This window comes from Gimesia alba, assembly GCF_007744675.1.
GTDB classification, from domain to species: domain Bacteria; phylum Planctomycetota; class Planctomycetia; order Planctomycetales; family Planctomycetaceae; genus Gimesia; species Gimesia alba.
The window spans coordinates 1,328,522-1,344,459 of the sequence record NZ_CP036269.1 but is presented as its reverse complement, the minus strand read 5'-3'; the positions used below and the strand labels follow the sequence as shown (position 1 = coordinate 1,344,459).

The 15,938-nt window shown below is 49.2% G+C and carries 18 protein-coding genes; 11 read left to right on the top strand and 7 right to left on the bottom strand.

All coding sequences use genetic code 11. From position 1 onward, the window contains the following. Positions 1-3: 3 nt before the first annotated feature. The 5 genes from Pan241w_RS05190 (at position 4) to Pan241w_RS05170 (ending at position 2,408) form a co-directional block, all read left to right on the top strand. Entirely contained in the window at positions 4-228 is a 225-nt protein-coding gene (locus tag Pan241w_RS05190; protein WP_145211965.1) for a hypothetical protein, read from the top strand. Beyond that, positions 228-1,019 (top strand): hypothetical protein, encoded by a 792-nt coding sequence (locus Pan241w_RS05185; protein WP_145211962.1) that lies wholly within the window; start codon positions 228-230, stop codon positions 1,017-1,019. The genes Pan241w_RS05190 and Pan241w_RS05185 overlap by 1 nt, the downstream gene beginning before the upstream one ends. Then, positions 1,006-1,806 (top strand): hypothetical protein, encoded by an 801-nt coding sequence (locus tag Pan241w_RS05180; protein ID WP_145211959.1) that lies wholly within the window; start codon positions 1,006-1,008, stop codon positions 1,804-1,806. Before Pan241w_RS05185 ends, Pan241w_RS05180 begins: the two co-directional genes overlap by 14 nt. Beyond that, on the top strand, positions 1,806-2,075 hold the full coding sequence (locus Pan241w_RS05175; protein ID WP_145211956.1) for a hypothetical protein: 270 nt from the start codon (positions 1,806-1,808) through the stop codon (positions 2,073-2,075). Before Pan241w_RS05180 ends, Pan241w_RS05175 begins: the two co-directional genes overlap by 1 nt. A gap of 84 nt (positions 2,076-2,159) precedes the next feature. After that, the gene (locus Pan241w_RS05170; protein WP_145211953.1) at positions 2,160-2,408 is read left to right on the top strand and encodes a ribbon-helix-helix protein, CopG family; all 249 of its coding nucleotides are present in this window, start codon (positions 2,160-2,162) and stop codon (positions 2,406-2,408) included. 59 nt (positions 2,409-2,467) lie between these two features. Here the strand turns inward: Pan241w_RS05170 and Pan241w_RS05165 are convergent, their stop codons facing one another. Continuing rightward, complete coding sequence (locus tag Pan241w_RS05165) at positions 2,468-2,656, bottom strand: carbon storage regulator (protein ID WP_145211950.1); 189 nt, start codon at positions 2,654-2,656, stop codon at positions 2,468-2,470. 562 nt (positions 2,657-3,218) lie between these two features. On the opposite strand from Pan241w_RS05165, the gene Pan241w_RS05160 reads away from it, so the two are divergent. From Pan241w_RS05160 to Pan241w_RS05145, 4 genes are all read left to right on the top strand, one after another. Further along, the gene (locus Pan241w_RS05160) at positions 3,219-3,863 is read left to right on the top strand and encodes a D-sedoheptulose-7-phosphate isomerase (protein ID WP_145211947.1); all 645 of its coding nucleotides are present in this window, start codon (positions 3,219-3,221) and stop codon (positions 3,861-3,863) included. 7 nt (positions 3,864-3,870) lie between these two features. Then, entirely contained in the window at positions 3,871-4,455 is a 585-nt protein-coding gene (gmhB, locus tag Pan241w_RS05155) for a D-glycero-beta-D-manno-heptose 1,7-bisphosphate 7-phosphatase (RefSeq protein WP_145211944.1), read from the top strand. A 164-nt stretch (positions 4,456-4,619) separates the two neighbouring features. Further along, complete coding sequence (locus Pan241w_RS29270; protein WP_198000330.1) at positions 4,620-5,210, top strand: hypothetical protein; 591 nt, start codon at positions 4,620-4,622, stop codon at positions 5,208-5,210. A gap of 195 nt (positions 5,211-5,405) precedes the next feature. Further along, on the top strand, positions 5,406-6,299 hold the full coding sequence (locus Pan241w_RS05145) for a DUF1559 domain-containing protein (RefSeq protein WP_145211941.1): 894 nt from the start codon (positions 5,406-5,408) through the stop codon (positions 6,297-6,299). A gap of 40 nt (positions 6,300-6,339) precedes the next feature. On the opposite strand, the gene Pan241w_RS05140 is transcribed toward Pan241w_RS05145, so the two are convergent. The 6 genes from Pan241w_RS05140 to Pan241w_RS05115 all read right to left on the bottom strand — a co-directional run bounded on the left by Pan241w_RS05140 (position 6,340) and on the right by Pan241w_RS05115 (position 12,837). Next, entirely contained in the window at positions 6,340-7,680 is a 1,341-nt protein-coding gene (locus Pan241w_RS05140; protein WP_198000329.1) for an ATP-binding protein, read from the bottom strand. 35 nt (positions 7,681-7,715) lie between these two features. Further along, a complete protein-coding gene (locus Pan241w_RS05135) occupies positions 7,716-9,305 on the bottom strand; it encodes a PAS domain S-box protein (RefSeq protein WP_145211935.1) in 1,590 nt (529 codons plus the stop codon). Between the two features lie 425 nt (positions 9,306-9,730). Then, positions 9,731-10,537: a class I SAM-dependent methyltransferase gene (locus Pan241w_RS05130; protein ID WP_145211932.1), complete on the bottom strand. Its 807-nt coding sequence runs from the start codon at positions 10,535-10,537 to the stop codon at positions 9,731-9,733. A 26-nt stretch (positions 10,538-10,563) separates the two neighbouring features. Next, positions 10,564-10,803: a Trm112 family protein gene (locus Pan241w_RS05125; RefSeq protein WP_145211929.1), complete on the bottom strand. Its 240-nt coding sequence runs from the start codon at positions 10,801-10,803 to the stop codon at positions 10,564-10,566. A 117-nt stretch (positions 10,804-10,920) separates the two neighbouring features. Further along, the gene (locus Pan241w_RS05120; protein ID WP_145211926.1) at positions 10,921-11,940 is read right to left on the bottom strand and encodes a sugar phosphate isomerase/epimerase family protein; all 1,020 of its coding nucleotides are present in this window, start codon (positions 11,938-11,940) and stop codon (positions 10,921-10,923) included. A gap of 162 nt (positions 11,941-12,102) precedes the next feature. Beyond that, positions 12,103-12,837, bottom strand: a complete 735-nt coding sequence (locus Pan241w_RS05115) for a GntR family transcriptional regulator (RefSeq protein ID WP_145211923.1) — start codon at positions 12,835-12,837, stop codon at positions 12,103-12,105. A gap of 255 nt (positions 12,838-13,092) precedes the next feature. Here Pan241w_RS05115 and Pan241w_RS05110 point away from each other — a divergent pair, with 255 nt between their 5' ends. Beyond that, positions 13,093-14,373 (top strand): Gfo/Idh/MocA family protein, encoded by a 1,281-nt coding sequence (locus Pan241w_RS05110; RefSeq protein ID WP_145211920.1) that lies wholly within the window; start codon positions 13,093-13,095, stop codon positions 14,371-14,373. 84 nt (positions 14,374-14,457) lie between these two features. Beyond that, entirely contained in the window at positions 14,458-15,864 is a 1,407-nt protein-coding gene (locus tag Pan241w_RS05105) for an aspartate aminotransferase family protein (RefSeq protein WP_145211917.1), read from the top strand. Positions 15,865-15,938: the final 74 nt, after the last annotated feature.

Genomic DNA, 15,938 nt, shown 5'->3' with positions numbered 1-15,938 from the left:
CCAATGAAGCCATTCGCCCTGATCAAACTGACTTACTCCAGCGACTCGGAAGACGCCGTGGTGATGGAAAAAGAAATCATCGAGACCTTCGAACGTGAAGATATGGCATACAGGTCAATGCGGAAATGGATGACGAGTTTTCATCTCGCCGAGGAAAAGTACTGCGTGATGAAACTGCATTACCTTGAATCGAACAATCGGATCGTTAAAGCGGAAGGGGTGTATTGATGAGCGTGGACACAGACTGCGTTGTTATCCAGATTGGAAACAGTGACGACAAGCTGACTCAAAAGGAGTGGTCACAATTCGTAGCCAAGCTGTCAGAGATACTGGAAGCTTACTGTCTGCCGATACACTTTTCTGGCACGTCGTTTTCCGGCGATCCATGGCAGAACGCCTGCTGGGTAATGGAGCTTCCGCTCATTGAGCGGAGCAATGTCGCCGGCGACCTGGAAAAACTCGCCTCTGAATTCAGACAGGATTCAATCGCAGTGATGATCGGTCGATTTGAGTTTTTCGGCCCGCACGGGCTGATTGAAGCACCCTTAGGGTTGAAGTCACTAAAGAAGCTTTACAATCAGGTTTACCAGAGCTTTGACCAAGAGTGTGTTCCATCTGTCTTCGAGGGAAAAGGCACTCCCCTGCTTTTTGTTTCGGCGATCCTTGACGACTTCCGCAGGCGAATCGAAGCCGACACCACCGACGGTGACCCGTTGAAAAACCGCAACTTAATGATTGACCCGGTTCACGATTCACAGGTGCTCGGCGTTCCGCACTTTGCAGTTGTGGACGTTGTCGAGCGACTTGAGGACATTGGACTGCTCGACATATGGGGGCGAGCGACCTGCCCGAACACCGGAGAAACCATAAGCGAAGCACCGCTCACTGATGATTGCTACAAGTTCCCGGTTGACGATATTGCAAACTGCCATGAGTGCGGGCAAGACCATTTGATTGACCGGCAGACTGAGCAGTTCTATGTGCTACGGAAGGCGAAACGAACCAATGCTGAAACATGAAATCACCGTCGAGCGATACCGCGAACTGACGAAAGATAGGATTGAACCCGACGTCGCTTTGATGATGTTCGGCTCGGAGATTAAAACGCTCAGGTTCTTTTCTTCGCCTCACGGCGGTGTCGTGGGAGTCCTTCTGGTAAAATCCGGTCAACCGCGAGACTGTCTCGGTCGCAGGCCGTGGCGATACTTCGAACACAAGAGCGACGAGTTTTTCTTCTTCTGCCTGGTTCGTGAGGACGACGACCTGTATCACTATCTTCGCCGAAGCGGTAAATACGTTAATCGCGAAACCTGCCGAGACGAGCTGATCGGCCAGATTGGCGAGTTCGTAATCCGTGGTTTCGACCGCCCCTTTGCTGTTGGCGGCATCCTAAATAATCGCCGTGTCGATTACCCGAAGGAAGGAAAGACCCGCGCCGGTTATTCGGAATGCCGCGAATTGATTCGCGATGGGGAACGCCTGGTCGAGCAAACTGATCACCATTACGAGTGGAACAAAACCGACCAGAAGTGGCACTTCACAAAGAAGATTGTTCACACCCATTCGTCAAGCAACGAATTCGAAGTCATCCTTATGAAGTGCGGCACGACGTCGGAGATTCGCAAAAGTCCCAAAGGCGACAACTGGCAATTCCGGGTGAACGGCGGGTCGTGGACCGACTTCCCACGATCAATGGAACAGCTGCGGAGGTTCCTGCCATCGGTGACAACGAAGGATATCGAAGGTGGGGTTGAGACCGCAATGACGAAGCTGGCTTTAAGGATGCTGACGAAAGGGGGTGAATAGTGGCGGCAGATCCACCGCAAAGTTGGCGAAGCGTCTGTGTGGTTTATGTCGTGATGCACCAACCGCCACCCACCTACACTCTCACCATGATGTGCTGCCTCGCATCCTGGTCGATGTTCTTTGTCGGGATCGACAATCTCGACCGCGAGACATCGTCGGCACCGTATTCCGCACTGTGCCGCGTGAAACCGAATTCGCTTATCACAATGAGTGCGAAACCTTTAACTCCGCTGCAAATCTGTGGTAGATTCCCCAGTGGAGAGCCTTAGATGGAACCGCACTCGTTCAGTACCCTCAACCGGAGTCAGCGTCGGAGGCTCGCTGGCTCCGGTTTTCTCTATAAAGGAGTTGTCATGCCAAAAAAGATACCTAACAAAGTTCGAATCAACTTAGAGCTACCGAAAGCCGTGAAAGATCGGGTTGAGCGACTCCGGAAAGCATCGGAGGCCGAGTCAATGTCCGAAGTGATCCGCTTTTCAATCGCCGTGTACGAGCTTCTGTGGAGTGCCCAGAAAGATGGCTCAGATATCGTGATCCGCAATCCTGACGGCACGGAATCGGAACTGCACCTGCTGCCAATGTCCGTTGATCACAGAAAATAAGGGTGATTCGAGTTGCCCTTATTTTCTGTGCGCGCGGCGAGAAATTAACAGCCACTAAATCACAACAGTAGGCGGCTGCTCAGTTCTGACCTCTCATCCAGAGATAGCAACTCCTCCCGCACGATTCGCACGCCGGTATTCGTGGTGATCCCCAATCGGACCCGGTTACCTCTGATCGCGACTACTTCGAGCACTATGTTGTCGCCGATTAAAATTCTTTCGTTGATCTTTCTGGTTAAAACTAACATTGACGCATCTCTCGTTTCTCTTCGCAGGCTTTGCATAACACCCAGTATTCCATCCGGGGCAGCTTGTAACGATCACTCGGATCAGTCGGATCAAGACAATTTTCAGGTTTTCTGAAAAACTCCCGGATTGTGATTCCGGAGGTCGCGGGTTCAAATCCCGTTACTCACCCTCTTTTTCTGTTCCTCAGGCAAATCGATCTCGATTTGTGGTATCTCCCCTGTTTTCTTGTGGGCAGAATCTACTCTCACAACATACGCCTGCCTGACTGCCACGATTGTAAAAAGTACAATCATTTTCCGTCTTGCGTGCCCCTCCAACTGTTGTATTCATATCGACTTAAAGACTCTACTGTTCCATTCGAGAACTGGTGCTGATGTGCATCGATGGCCTCTGAAACTGCGAAAACTTATCTTGCCTGTATTTTTCGAAATCCGGTATACTGAGAGTTTGACTGAAGTCACCCCAATTCAAACTGAGATGCGGGCGGTCTACAGGATGGAGACCACTGCGAAATTTGTGGGATTTTGAGAGCGCATAACCAGGGACGGAGAAGTTGATCTCATGCATCAGGCCAGTAAAATTATCTGCCGCAATTTGGAACGATCCATTTCTGCCAAACAACAACTGCTGGACGATACCCAAATGCAGCAGGAGTTTTCGAAAGCAGTAGATCTGATACTCCAGAGCTATCAAAACGGCGGTCGATTGTATCTGGCAGGTAACGGAGGCTCAGCAGCAGACGCGCAGCATCTGGCAGCGGAATTTGTCTGTCGCCTGAGTAAAGATCGGGCTTCCATTCCAGCTGAGGCTTTAACGACTGACAGCTCAATTCTGACTGCCATCGGGAATGACTATGGTTACGACGTTGTATTCTCGCGGCAACTGGAAGGTAAGCTGACTCCGAATGATGTTTTCCTGGGAATCACGACCTCCGGCAATTCTCCCAATATTGTCAAAGCAGTAGAGGCCTGCCAGGAAAAACAGGTTCCCAGCATTATCTTCACCGGACATGGCGGCGGTGAAGTCCGTTCGCTATGCGACGTGTGCGTGATTGCTCCCGGCGAACTGACAAGCCAAATCCAGGAAGTGCATCTAGTACTCGAACACACGTTATGCGAATGTGTCGAAGCGGCTCTGTTCAACTTTAAACTGGATCTGGATTCATCCGATTCCGACCAGCCCCTCTCTCTGAAACGGGCAGCCTGATTCAGTAATGCAGGTGAAGCCAGCTCGACAAAAGTCATTGTTTCTCGACCGTGATGGTGTAATTAATAAAGAGAAACACTATCTGTATCGGATTGAAGACTTCGAATTTATTGACGGAATTTTTGCGCTCTGTCGAGCCGCCGTGAATAACGGATACTGTCTGATCGTCGTCACGAATCAAGCAGGCATCGCACGCGGGTATTATAGCGAAGCCCAGTTCCTGGAGCTGACGGAATGGATGAAACACGAATTTGTCCGGCGCGACTTACCGCTGACGGATGTGTTTTACTGTCCCCACCACCCACGGTATGGTGGAGAGCAATATTGTCGAGAGTGCGAGTGCCGCAAACCGGGACCCGGCATGCTGCTGGATGCGGCACAGAAATATCATCTGGATCTGTCAGCATCGATTCTCGCCGGCGATAAAGGCTCTGATATCGCCGCAGGTCGGGCCGCCGGCATTGGTACTGCGGCTTTGGTAGGGACCGGACACCCGGTGAGTGCACAGGATCGGCAGGCAGCAGACCTGTATGCCGACTCCCTCGCAGAGCTCAAAGAGAACCTGTTCCCAGCGACCATCGCGAACAACTAGACGGTGTCCCGCTTTTTTAACAGCGTCAGCAGCGTTCATCAGACTGTGTATCAGGTGTTCTACTTACATGCACAGCATGTTCGATGAATATTCCATAATGCATCTGTCTGGACTGGTTAACCAGGATTGATTTTGGGTTCGATCAGAATTATGGTCGAATTGTGATGAGGATACCGTTTCGCAAATTATCCTGGGCTCTGGGAATCGCAGGCCTGTTGGGGATTCTACTTCAATCTCTACAGGTGCAGGTGGAACATACGCACTCTGATGGCGATACTCCTCATAGCCACACACACGGGCATCGTCACTCACACGGTCATTCACATCATCATGGACATGACCACCATCATCATAGTCATGATGCACATTCCAAACGGATCACGCCTCAAACTCACATTCACATCACACTACTCTGGTGGGAATTTACGTTACACACCAGCTCACCCAAACCAGATTCCGTGGCAAAACAGAACAGCACAACCTCAGCCGAAAATTCGTCGGCTGATACATCCGAACCGGCACATCAACGATCCCTGAAAACTCAAGGGCCGCTGCTCGGCTCCCTTCACTGGTCGCAGATCATTTCGGAATGGTATTCCGCGTGGCAATCGGTGCTTCCCCCTGACAAAAACAGACTGCCTGTTCAACAGGGACACGCTAATTTGAATCTCTTTACCACTTCCTGTTATCAATCGCTTTCTGAAGCGCCTCCCGTACCACCGCCGGAAATCGTTCTTTCTGTTTCCATCTCGTAATTTCTGTAGAGAAGCCGGTAAGCGGCTTCTCTCAGAATTCGCGCGCATTCGCTCCTGCAGAAATCTCTATGACTGCTAACGGGACGATGCTACGCGCAATTCTACAGAATGATTCTTAACAGAAAACGATCCCCATCTGCGCAGAGCTTGCGCGGAACGATCGTTGTTCATAAATAGAAAGATCATTTTCATTCCATGAAAGAAAAACAAATACTTCGAAGAGGGTTCACCTTGATCGAGCTACTGGTGGTCATTGCGATCATCGCGATTCTGATTGCCTTACTCTTACCCGCGGTTCAGCAGGCAAGAGAAGCAGCCAGAAGACTCTCGTGTAAAAACAACCTGAAACAGTTGGGAATCGGATTACACAATTATCACGATACCCACGGCTGTTTTCCCCCGGGCTATGTTTATAAACCGGGAACGGGAGGCAACCAGTCTGGCTTTGGCTGGGTGACGATGTTACTGCCGATGCTGGATCAAGCTAATTTGTATCACCAGTTTGATCTGTCAGAACCGATATTCAGCGCGGTAAATCTGGAGCCACGCGAGCGACACATCCCCGGTCTGTTATGCCCGTCTGATCCAGTTTCTGAAAACGGGTTTGTGGAGATGGGAAGTTCGGCAGAGCGTTATGCGATGGGTTGCTACGTGGCTAACTTCGGTCCGCCGGATCTGGACGCGACTCAGGAACAGCGATCCGGGATGTTCAGCCGTAATAGTTCCACACGTTCGCGTGATGTCACGGATGGACTTTCCAATACCCTGTGTGTCGGAGAGCGCCAGAATGGTGAATTCAGAAATGGCGCCGTCCATGGAAACCATTTTGAATATGAAACGACGTGGGTGGGTGCCGTCCGAGAAATCACTGATGCCTCAGACGACCACGGCCATATGGTTTTGTTCCAGACAGGCCACGTTCCGAACGCGAGTACCAGTGATGACCGCGATGTTTCCGCCCCGCATGTGGGTCTCGCGCAATTTCTATTGGGCGATGGTTCGGTTCGTTTGATCGGAGCCAGTATCGATTTCGGTGTTTATACTGCGCTGGGGACGATTTCCGGTCGAGAGGTTATCGGCGAATATTAATGATTCGTCCGCATCAACTGACGTGTGTTGCATGCTCACATCACTCAACGGTGTGAGCATGCTCTCGATTCGTGTACTGACAGATCAGTCCAAGCAATTGCTTGCGATTGATCGGCTTGCTGGTATAGGAATCACAACCAACGGCAAGGCAGCCTTGTAGTTCTGATGTCATGGCATGTGCAGTAATCGCAATGATTGGCTTTTCGTAACCGGCATCTCTTAATTGTTTGGTCGCCGTATAGCCATCCATCACGGGCATCTGAATATCCATCAGGATAATATCAAAAGGTGTGCCCTGCTGTTCGGCTAGCAGTGCTGCTTCGACAGCCAACTCACCATTCTCGACCATTTTCAATTCACACTGCCACTTCTGCAGAATGAAGGCAATTAAATTCTGATTATCAACGGCATCTTCCGCCACCAGAATTCGCGGAGAAAAGCCAAAATGATCTTTTAGATTTCCTGTAATTTCGGGTACATCTGCTGCATTCTCTGCCTGCCCTTGACTGCCAGAATCATATTGAAGCAGATTGACTTTTTCCGGATTTCCGACAGGAACTTTGAGATTAAAGGTACTCCCTACAGATGAAATACTGGTTACAGAAATCGAGCCGTTTAACATTTCGATCAGTTTTTTGCAGATTGTCAGGCCTAATCCCGTCCCCCCGAAGCGGCGTGTCATGGAAGCATCCGCCTGCGTGAAGGGCTGGAACAGTTTTTTCATCTGATCGTCCGTAATCCCAACGCCAGTGTCCACAATTTTGATTTCCAGACAGGGAGACGAATCTTCATTCAGAAAACGGGTAATGACTCGTACCGATCCTTCATCAGTAAACTTGATTGCGTTTCCAACGAGGTTGACCAGAATCTGCTTTAATTTGGTAGGGTCTGTCTGAATATATTCGGGAATGGCTCCGTCATACTCGGTCAGATATTCAATATGCTTCTTCTCTGCTCTGACTTTCAGTAAAATTTCCACGTTATTCAAAATTTCTGCGGGAGAACAACACATGAGCTCCACAGTCATCTTCTGAGAATTGATTTTTGACAGGTCAAGCAAATCATTGATTAAGCAAAGCAGGTAATCGCCATTCTGCTTAATGGTATCAATCATTTTTACCTGAGAACCCGGCTCCAGTTGTTCCATCAGGATTTCTGAATAGCCCAGAATCGCTGTCATGGGAGTTCGTATTTCATGGCTGATATTTGCCAGGAACAGATCTTTGGAAATATTGGCTTCGACTGCTTCCTGCCGCGCCGATTTGAGTTCTTCAGTCAAACGGTCATTCGCGATCGCTACCCCAATCAGCTCACCCAGGGAATTCAGGAACAACATCTGGTCAGGATCGTCATCCGGAAATATGTCGCTGAATAAAACCAAAGCTCCCAGCGGTTCCTTGCTATGCCTGATGGGAATTAAATAGTGGCCATGGGATGCATTTTCCTGCCGTTCCGTTTTTGTCGTACAATCACAATGACACTGATTGATAATCTGCATCTGCCTGACCGTATCGGGAAACGGCGCATACTCCTCAGAGAAACAGGACTCATGATAGTGTGCGGGGGGGGAGTAAGAAATTCTCCATACTGAGAAATCAGTTCACTCTGCTGGGTCTGATCATTATTGAGGTACAGACAACCTCGATTTAAACTTTTGTATTCGGGAACTTCCAGCAGACGCGTCAGTACTTCATGCAGTTTGACTTTCAATGTAGACTGCTGTTGCAGGCTTTTGGCCACCCCGGCTCGAATGACTGCCTGCAGATGTTTTTGTGCCTGTTTTTTCTCATCCAGAACTTTCTCTGTAATATCGCGTTGCAGCGCCACATAAGAGATACAGTCTCCTCGCTGATCAAAAATCGGGGAAACCGTCATATCGACCCAGCGGTAATCGTCCAGCCAGTTCTGCTGCTGTCGCGAGTTTTGTCCGAGCAGAGGCAGACTGGATGCCAGCCTTTGAGTTGGCTTGCGGCGATTAATTAATGCCCCCTGCCAGGTATTTCCGGACAGTAACTGATCCCACATTTCGCGGTAGATTTCTTCCGGATTGAGCTTACTTTTGATGAAGCGGGGTGTGTGTCCAATCGCTTCCTCTGCGGACCAGCCATACAATTCTGAAAAAGCGGCATTCACATAATTGATCACGCCCCGGGTATCAGTAATGAAGACTGCTTCTGCACTGGAATCGACAGCGCGTGCCAACCGTTCCACTTCCGCTCTCTGTTGAACCAACTCGGTAATATCTGTCGCCAAAGCAACAATCGCCGGTTTGGAAAAAACAACCGTCTTCTGAAGATAGATCTCGACAGGATAATTCGTTCCGTCTTTTCGATGAAATTCGGCATTCAAAAATGCTTGTGAATCGGAACCTGTCAGAAGTGAATTGACGGCTTCCTTGACTTCGGATGCCGAATCCTCTTTCATAAAATGAAAGGGGGACATCGTCTGTAGTTCCTGGATCGAATATCCCAAGTTATTGGTGGCGCCGCGACTGGCATAGAAGATCCGATACAATTCTGCGCTGAATATATAAATCTCATTCAGCGATTCTTCCAGAATATTGCTGAGTGCCATCTGGATCCGGTCAGATTTTTGAATTGCAATGATCTGAAGTGTGTTACGAATCCGTTTACTGACGAGAGCATCAGTGTAAGGCTGCAACAGGAAATCATCGACGCCGTGTTCCAGGGCACGGTCAATTGTTTCAGACTCCTGAAATTGAGACGTTGCCAGAATCGCCGTATTGGCGAGTGCGTCCTGGGATTTATAAAAACGGATCATCTCTATCGGATCCGCTTCCTGTATATCGAGACTGATAACGATGAGATCGGGCTGAATTTTCAGCCCCAGCATCAGGGAGGCTTTTGCATTCAATGAGAGATGGATTTCATATCCTTGATCCGCATTGATTGCCTCAAATTCTCGAAAGTGATTTAAATTTTCATCAACATAAAGAATACAGGGAGACCAGTTTCTTTGCTGTTCAAGCAAATTCAAAAACTGCATACTTAAACCTAACCTATCTAATCATCAGTGCCAAAATCATAGAAGGACTTAGTCGTATTCACCAACGAGTCTAAACTTATGTCGGGTGTAGATCATCAGTTGGCTCTAGTCATTCATCTTTATTGGATCGGGTCAATATTTCTGGAAATCCAATCAATTACGACGAAATAGAACGCGAAGCGACGCGGAAAAGGAGAGGCGCGAGTTAAATACACCAGACTGAGAAAGCGTTCTTCCCTGTCCTTCTAGCTTAAACTGCTTGACAGGGGACACCTCAGGAGGAATAGTCCTGAATTGGCAAGAATCTGAGGCAGGCTCTCGAGCTGATTTCACAAGAGGATTCAATTTTGTCCAGCATCAATTGAAATCTGTCACTCAATTTCTGCAGCAGCAGATCAGAGTCGTTCATGACACGCGACTGAGGTTTATTCCTCAGTAGTTTTCTCGAAGACCAGAATGTGCTGGCGAGGTAAAACCCCGATGGTCTCTTTCCATTTCAAATTCAGTTCCGGGCGGGAGACTTCTTTTTTGGCCTGTGCTTCGGACATTTTGTGCACGAGTTTAATCGGAACCGCAGGGTCTTCTTTGCGATACTCCACCAGCACGACCCGTCCTTTGGGCTTGAGGGCTTTGGAAATTTCCAGCATCATCTCATAAGGAAATTCAAACTCATGATAGACGTCAACCATGATCGCCAGGTCAATTGATTCGGGTTTGAGCCCGGGAGATTTCTGGGTTCCCAGAACCGGGTGAATATTATCCACCCCCACCTTCTTGAGTTTCTTTGCCAGGAGATCAAGCATCTCCTGTTGTACATCGACGGCATAGACTTTGCCGCCCGGACTCACATGTTCGGCCAGAATGACAGAAATCACACCACTGCCTGCACCAATATCAGCAACTGCCATTCCCGGCTGCAGCTTTAACGCTTTAGGAAGTAATGACAGTCGTTCTTCCTGCTCACGTGTTTTCCGTTCGAGCCAGGGAGCCCCTTGATAACCCATCACGCGGGCAATTTCACGGCCTCGATAGAACTTGCCAATCCCATTGGGATCGTGATTACGCTTATATAAATAAAGCGGATTTTCATCGAACTGCGGATCCGACTTTGATGCCGCACCTGCTGATTCCTGTGCGTTTACGGGTAAGGTCAATGAAACGTCTGCCAGAAAAATACCAAAACACCCGATGAAGGCAATCTGAAACAACCAATTCTTCGACGTGTTCTGCATCTTAAATCCTCTGGCTGATAAAAGGGTCAGGAGACTAATTCCCCTGTTTCCGGATTGCGGTCGTGCCGTTTCATAATGTCGGCCCACTCATCCAGTGGAACTTCGGTTGCTTCATCAACCAGCATCACCGGAATGCCATCCTTAATGGGATACTTGAGCCGCGTGTCTGGATCGACCGAAACTAGAAAATCGCCTTCACAGACGAGTTTTGCTTTTGTTTTCGGGCAGGCAATAATGTCCTGCAGAGTTTGTGGATCAAACGACATTGTTTTTTACTCTTGAACGACTTTATTTTTATTGTAGCAAAGAAATGGGGCGATCGACAGTTTTTTCTAAAACCGATACTGCCTGCCTTTCGCCCCCTGCTGTCTGCACACGGTGAATTAGAAACCACGCAGTTCCTGAATGTCCTTGAACGTGCGCAGATCATAATCAATTCCCACATAATCCAGAACAGAACAAAGCGCCCGAACCGCTACGCCAATTCCGTCCGGGCCACTGAAGCCTCCAAACTGGCCGCCACCTTTCAAGTGTGGTTCGACTTCGAGAAAGACACCGGGCACACCCAGTTTCTTCATTTTCTTTTCCATCTTAGGCAGCATCTCACGCAGCTCACGCAAAATAAATTCGTGACCGGCATCACCAACGTTGGCCGGTACAAAATTCTTCAAGCGTTCTTCATCGACCACGCCCGTCCATTCCAGATCCTTATCGACGGCGTAATCTTTGATGTGCAGCCAGCCCATCGATTTACTCATATCATGAAACTCACTCAAGCACTGCATCGCGTCTTTATTCTGAGCGGCTATATTTCCGCCATCATAAATCGTGACCATATTCGGCCGTTTAACTTTGCGAGCAAGTTCCGCCAGGAGCGGCCCCGTTTCTCCAATCAGGTTCGGTTCGATCTCGAGACCATAGACCAGACCTTCTTTCGCACACAGGTCTACAATCTGACCAATCTGATCGACGGCCTGATTCATATACGGTTTGGGATCTTCGCCTTTGGGAGGATAAAACGAGAAACCGCGGATCAGTTTCGTACCCAGTGTGGTTGCAGCATTGATGGTATTCGCAACTTCTTTTTTCAAATATTCCTTAAACGGGACAAACACATTATGAGAGCCATCGTCTTTGTCGACGAGTTTGATCTTACCGACACGTGCTCCGATGCTCGTCACATTCATGCCATATTCATCATGCAGCTTGAGCAGTGCTTTGTACTCTGATTTATTCAGGTCGACCACATGCTTGACGTTACCATCGCCATTCACGTCAATAAACCGAGGGCTGTAGTATCTTAGCCCCAAAGCAGAAAGTGCCACCATTTGTTCGATGGCTGTTTTATGATTGGCTGCTTCATCTGCAAATGCACTCAAAATCACACGTGGATTATCTGACATGACGGTTGTTTGCCTTTTATTTCTAAATCTAAAGAGGATACGACTGCGCTGTTGGTATGCACCAGATCGAAGTCATTTTTGACAGGTTTCAGCTAAGTTTCAAGAGCTACGAGAAGATCCGACTCGCTTTTCAACGGCATTTCACAAATTCAACTGAATCTGTCACACAATCAAACGATCGGGCCGCATTCGGGATGCATTTCGCAAATGCATCGTCATGGCTGCGGCTGCCGTCTCAGAATCGCCGTTGTGTAATGAGTCCAGGAGAACAGTATGATCATATAACCCGCGAATCATGATTTCAGGAGATTCACCAGCTGCAGAATAAGAGACGCGTTTATAACTCCAGCATTTGTGAATCGCTTCGCAAATGGGCAAATTGCCGCAGTGATCCGCGATACTCAGGTGCAAGGCATAATCAAACGCACGAGAAGCGGCCCCCCATTTCAGTAAGTGAGTGCTGGATTGATCGCCATCTTCATATTGCTGCTGGCAGGTTTTAACTTCAGACGCCAGCGCCTGTAATCGCGTTACCTCTTCTGCATCCATCTTTTGTGCAGCCATACCGGCAGCAGAGGGTTCCAGAAGCAGGCGCAGTTCATGAATTTCGACTAACCAGTTTTCGGCCCCTTCCCTCACAACTGCCCGGTGATTTTTCTGTTGAATCACAATCCCATCCGCCTGCAATCGAGCCAGCGCCTGCACCACGGGCGTCCGACTAACACCAATTTCGCGCGCCAACTGGGTGCTTTTCAATTCGGTCCCGCCGGGAAGTTCACAACGAATGATCCGCAACAACAATTTCTGGTAAACTTCATCTACGAGCGACGGACTATCTTCATCGTCAATGACATTTTGTCCATTCAGATCATCTGCTAAAGAAAGATCTTTCATCATGAGAGTCTCATTTCAGTTGAAATCAGAGGGTGAAACCAAGCCACGATTCGCTGTCAAACCAAAGCGGGGAAACCCGGAACTCTTCGGTTGCCATAGGGTAGAAGAGGCTTGACAATTCCTCTTTCAACACCTAAAGTGAATTCACTTTTGCGAATTTATCAGTTTTATTAAGTTTTAACAATCTTTATTATAGCAGCTTATCTGAAATTACCAGCCAATAAAACTCCATATATTGAATTCACTTAAGGATATCTTATGAGCACCGAGACAACCCAGAACAAACTCAAAGCAGGTCTGGTCGGATTTGGAATGATTGTCGACGAAACGTACCGTCCTTTTTTTGAAAGCGTCCACGAAACGGGCCTCTACCAACGCGCCACCGGCCCCATTGAAGTATCTTTGGACGCGGTGGCAACTCGCACAGGCTCCCGAGCCGAGAAATATCTGGAAGAACGCGGCGAAAAAGTGGGGGGCTTCGAAAGTTACGCTGGAGACAATGCAATTGAGGAGATGGCGGCTGCCGGCCTGAATTTTGCCTGCGTGGCGTCTCCCGATGACCGGCACTTTGATTCCTGTAAAAAATTGCTCGAAGCAGGCACACACCTGATCGTAGAAAAGCCATCGGTTTTAAAACTACAGGAGTTGGACGAATTGGTCGCTTTGGCCGAGAAAAATAATGTCACCGCAAAAGTGGTCTACCATAAACTCTTTGATCCCGACCACAAAAAACTCCGAACGCTCGTGTACGATGATGTGCTGCAGCATGTGAATAACGGCTATTGCTCTCTGCTGGAACCCAAAGCAATTTCCGGAAAACAGTTTGCCCAATGGATCACGGGACGCAACCCGGGAACTTATGTCGCCGTGCATTATATCAAGCTGATCGACTTCACGTTCGGCGGAAAACTGAAAACACTCACCGCCTCCGGTCAGCGTGGATTAGTCGGCGATAAAGACGGCCCAACCTGGGACAGTTGCCAATTGCGAATGGTTTATGAATATGAGTCCGGTCGCGAAGCCGCATTTGACATTCACACTTCCTGGGTCACGCCGGATAACTTCCCCGGTTACGTCGAACAGGAAGTCCAGTTCCGATTCGACAATGGGTTATGGAACGGGCACTCTCGCAAACGGGGTGTCGAATGTACGGTCGAGGACAAAACTCCCTTTGAGATTAAAAACTCGATGAACAATCACTTCAACGGCACCTTTGTCGAACCGTGGAATGAGCGTTCACAGCGGGGATACGGAATCGAAGTCATTGAACAGTTTGCCCGTGAAGTGGCACAAATTGAATTTGGCGGACCGGAATCGGAACGGCAACAACGTTTGGAACAAATTCGTTCTTTAAGCTACAACGATTTATCCGCAGACCGCCAGACCGTCGCTACCGTGCAGGCACTGGAAGCGATTCTGGAAAAACACGCACAAGGCGAGCCCGACTGCGTTGTTCGTGTAAACGATGACAAAGGAGGCCTGGTGCTCTACCGTCCCGGTTCGACGGAAGCCGAAGTGCTCTATGAGGGAACCGTTTAATTCATAGAAATCATTAAAAACTGCTTTTATCTATTTTGGTAACAAACATTTTTATCAGTCCTTTCAAATCTAAAAGAGAAAACCATGACGACAGCCATTCAGTTTGACAATGAAAATCAATCCAATGCCGTTCGCCAGGATCTGTACCAGACAGAGCCCTTAGCGTTAAGAACCTTCACTCCCAGCCAGGCGGTACTGGCAAAATCAGCCGGCTGCTATCACTGGACGCCGGAAGGTCGTCGCCTGTATGACTTCACTTCGGGCGTGCTGGTTGCCAACCTGGGGCACAATCCCCGACGCTGGATGAAACGCTTCAGCGAATACCTGGGCTGGAAACCGGAACACATCTCCGGCGAAGGAGAAGGTGATTATTTTGAAGCGGCAACGCTAACGGCCTATAACGCTGTCACCGCGATTGAAACGGAAGCCAGCAAACGCCTGATCGCCAATATTCAGTCCTTCCAAGGGGGCAATCGTTGCGACAAAGTGATGTGGGCCGCTTCCGGATCCGAAGCCGTTCAAAAAGCACTCTGGGCATGTCTGCACCGTGATCCCAAGCGGGATATTATCCTGGCGACACGCCATGGGTTCCACGGTAAAAAAGGACTGGCGGGTGCTGTCACCGGTTCCGAAACAGACGCTGATCGAGATCCGCGCGTGAAGTTCATCAGCTTCCCCCGCACGGAATGCGATGATATCACCAAGTGTGATGACACTCTGGATACCTCAGTCTATCAAAAGGAACTAGAAGATCTCTGGACCGAATTCGGCACGCGGATTAACTGTCTGATTACCGAACCCTATCTGGGTGGCGGGGGAAGTTATCATCCGCAAGTGGCGTATCACAAAGTACTGCAGGACTTCTGCCGTGCCCATGACATCATGTTGATCTTCGATGAAGTGCAAGCCAACTTCGGTCGCACCGGCTGCATGTACGCGTTTGAGAAGTATCAGGTCGAGCCCGATTTTGTCGTGCTCGGTAAAGGTCTTGGAAACGGCGTTCCCGTCGCGGCTGCCGTCGGTCGCGATGATGTCATCGCCAGCCTGAAATACGGCGAAGCATCTGATACCTGGAGTGCCAACCCACTCTCCTCTGCTGCCGTCCTGGCAACACTGGATGAGTTCGAAGGAACGGATGTGATGGAAAATACCGCAAAGCTTTCCAAGCTGTATATCGATGGCTTGCAGAGTCTGAAAGAAACCGGTGTGATCGCGAAAGTTCGCGGCGAAGGCATGGTCTTTGGAATCGAATGTGCCGAGCTGGGTGGCAAAACCAGCCAGGAAGTCGCTGTAGAACTCGTCAAAACTTGCTACCTGGGTGAGGAAGGCGGAGACGGAATTCACCTGCTGGGAGCATTGGCTGGCAATGTGTTACGCGTCAGCCCGCCGATGACGATGACAGAAGACGAAGCACAAGCATCGATTGCCCTGCTGAAACGATTATGCGTGAAACTGGCAGAGCAACTGCAGGGCGCAACCGCTTCTGCTTAATGCCAAATGAAAGACAGTCAACGAAACAGGCCCCGATGTGAATCGGGGCCTGTTTTTTTATTCGATTGAACTAA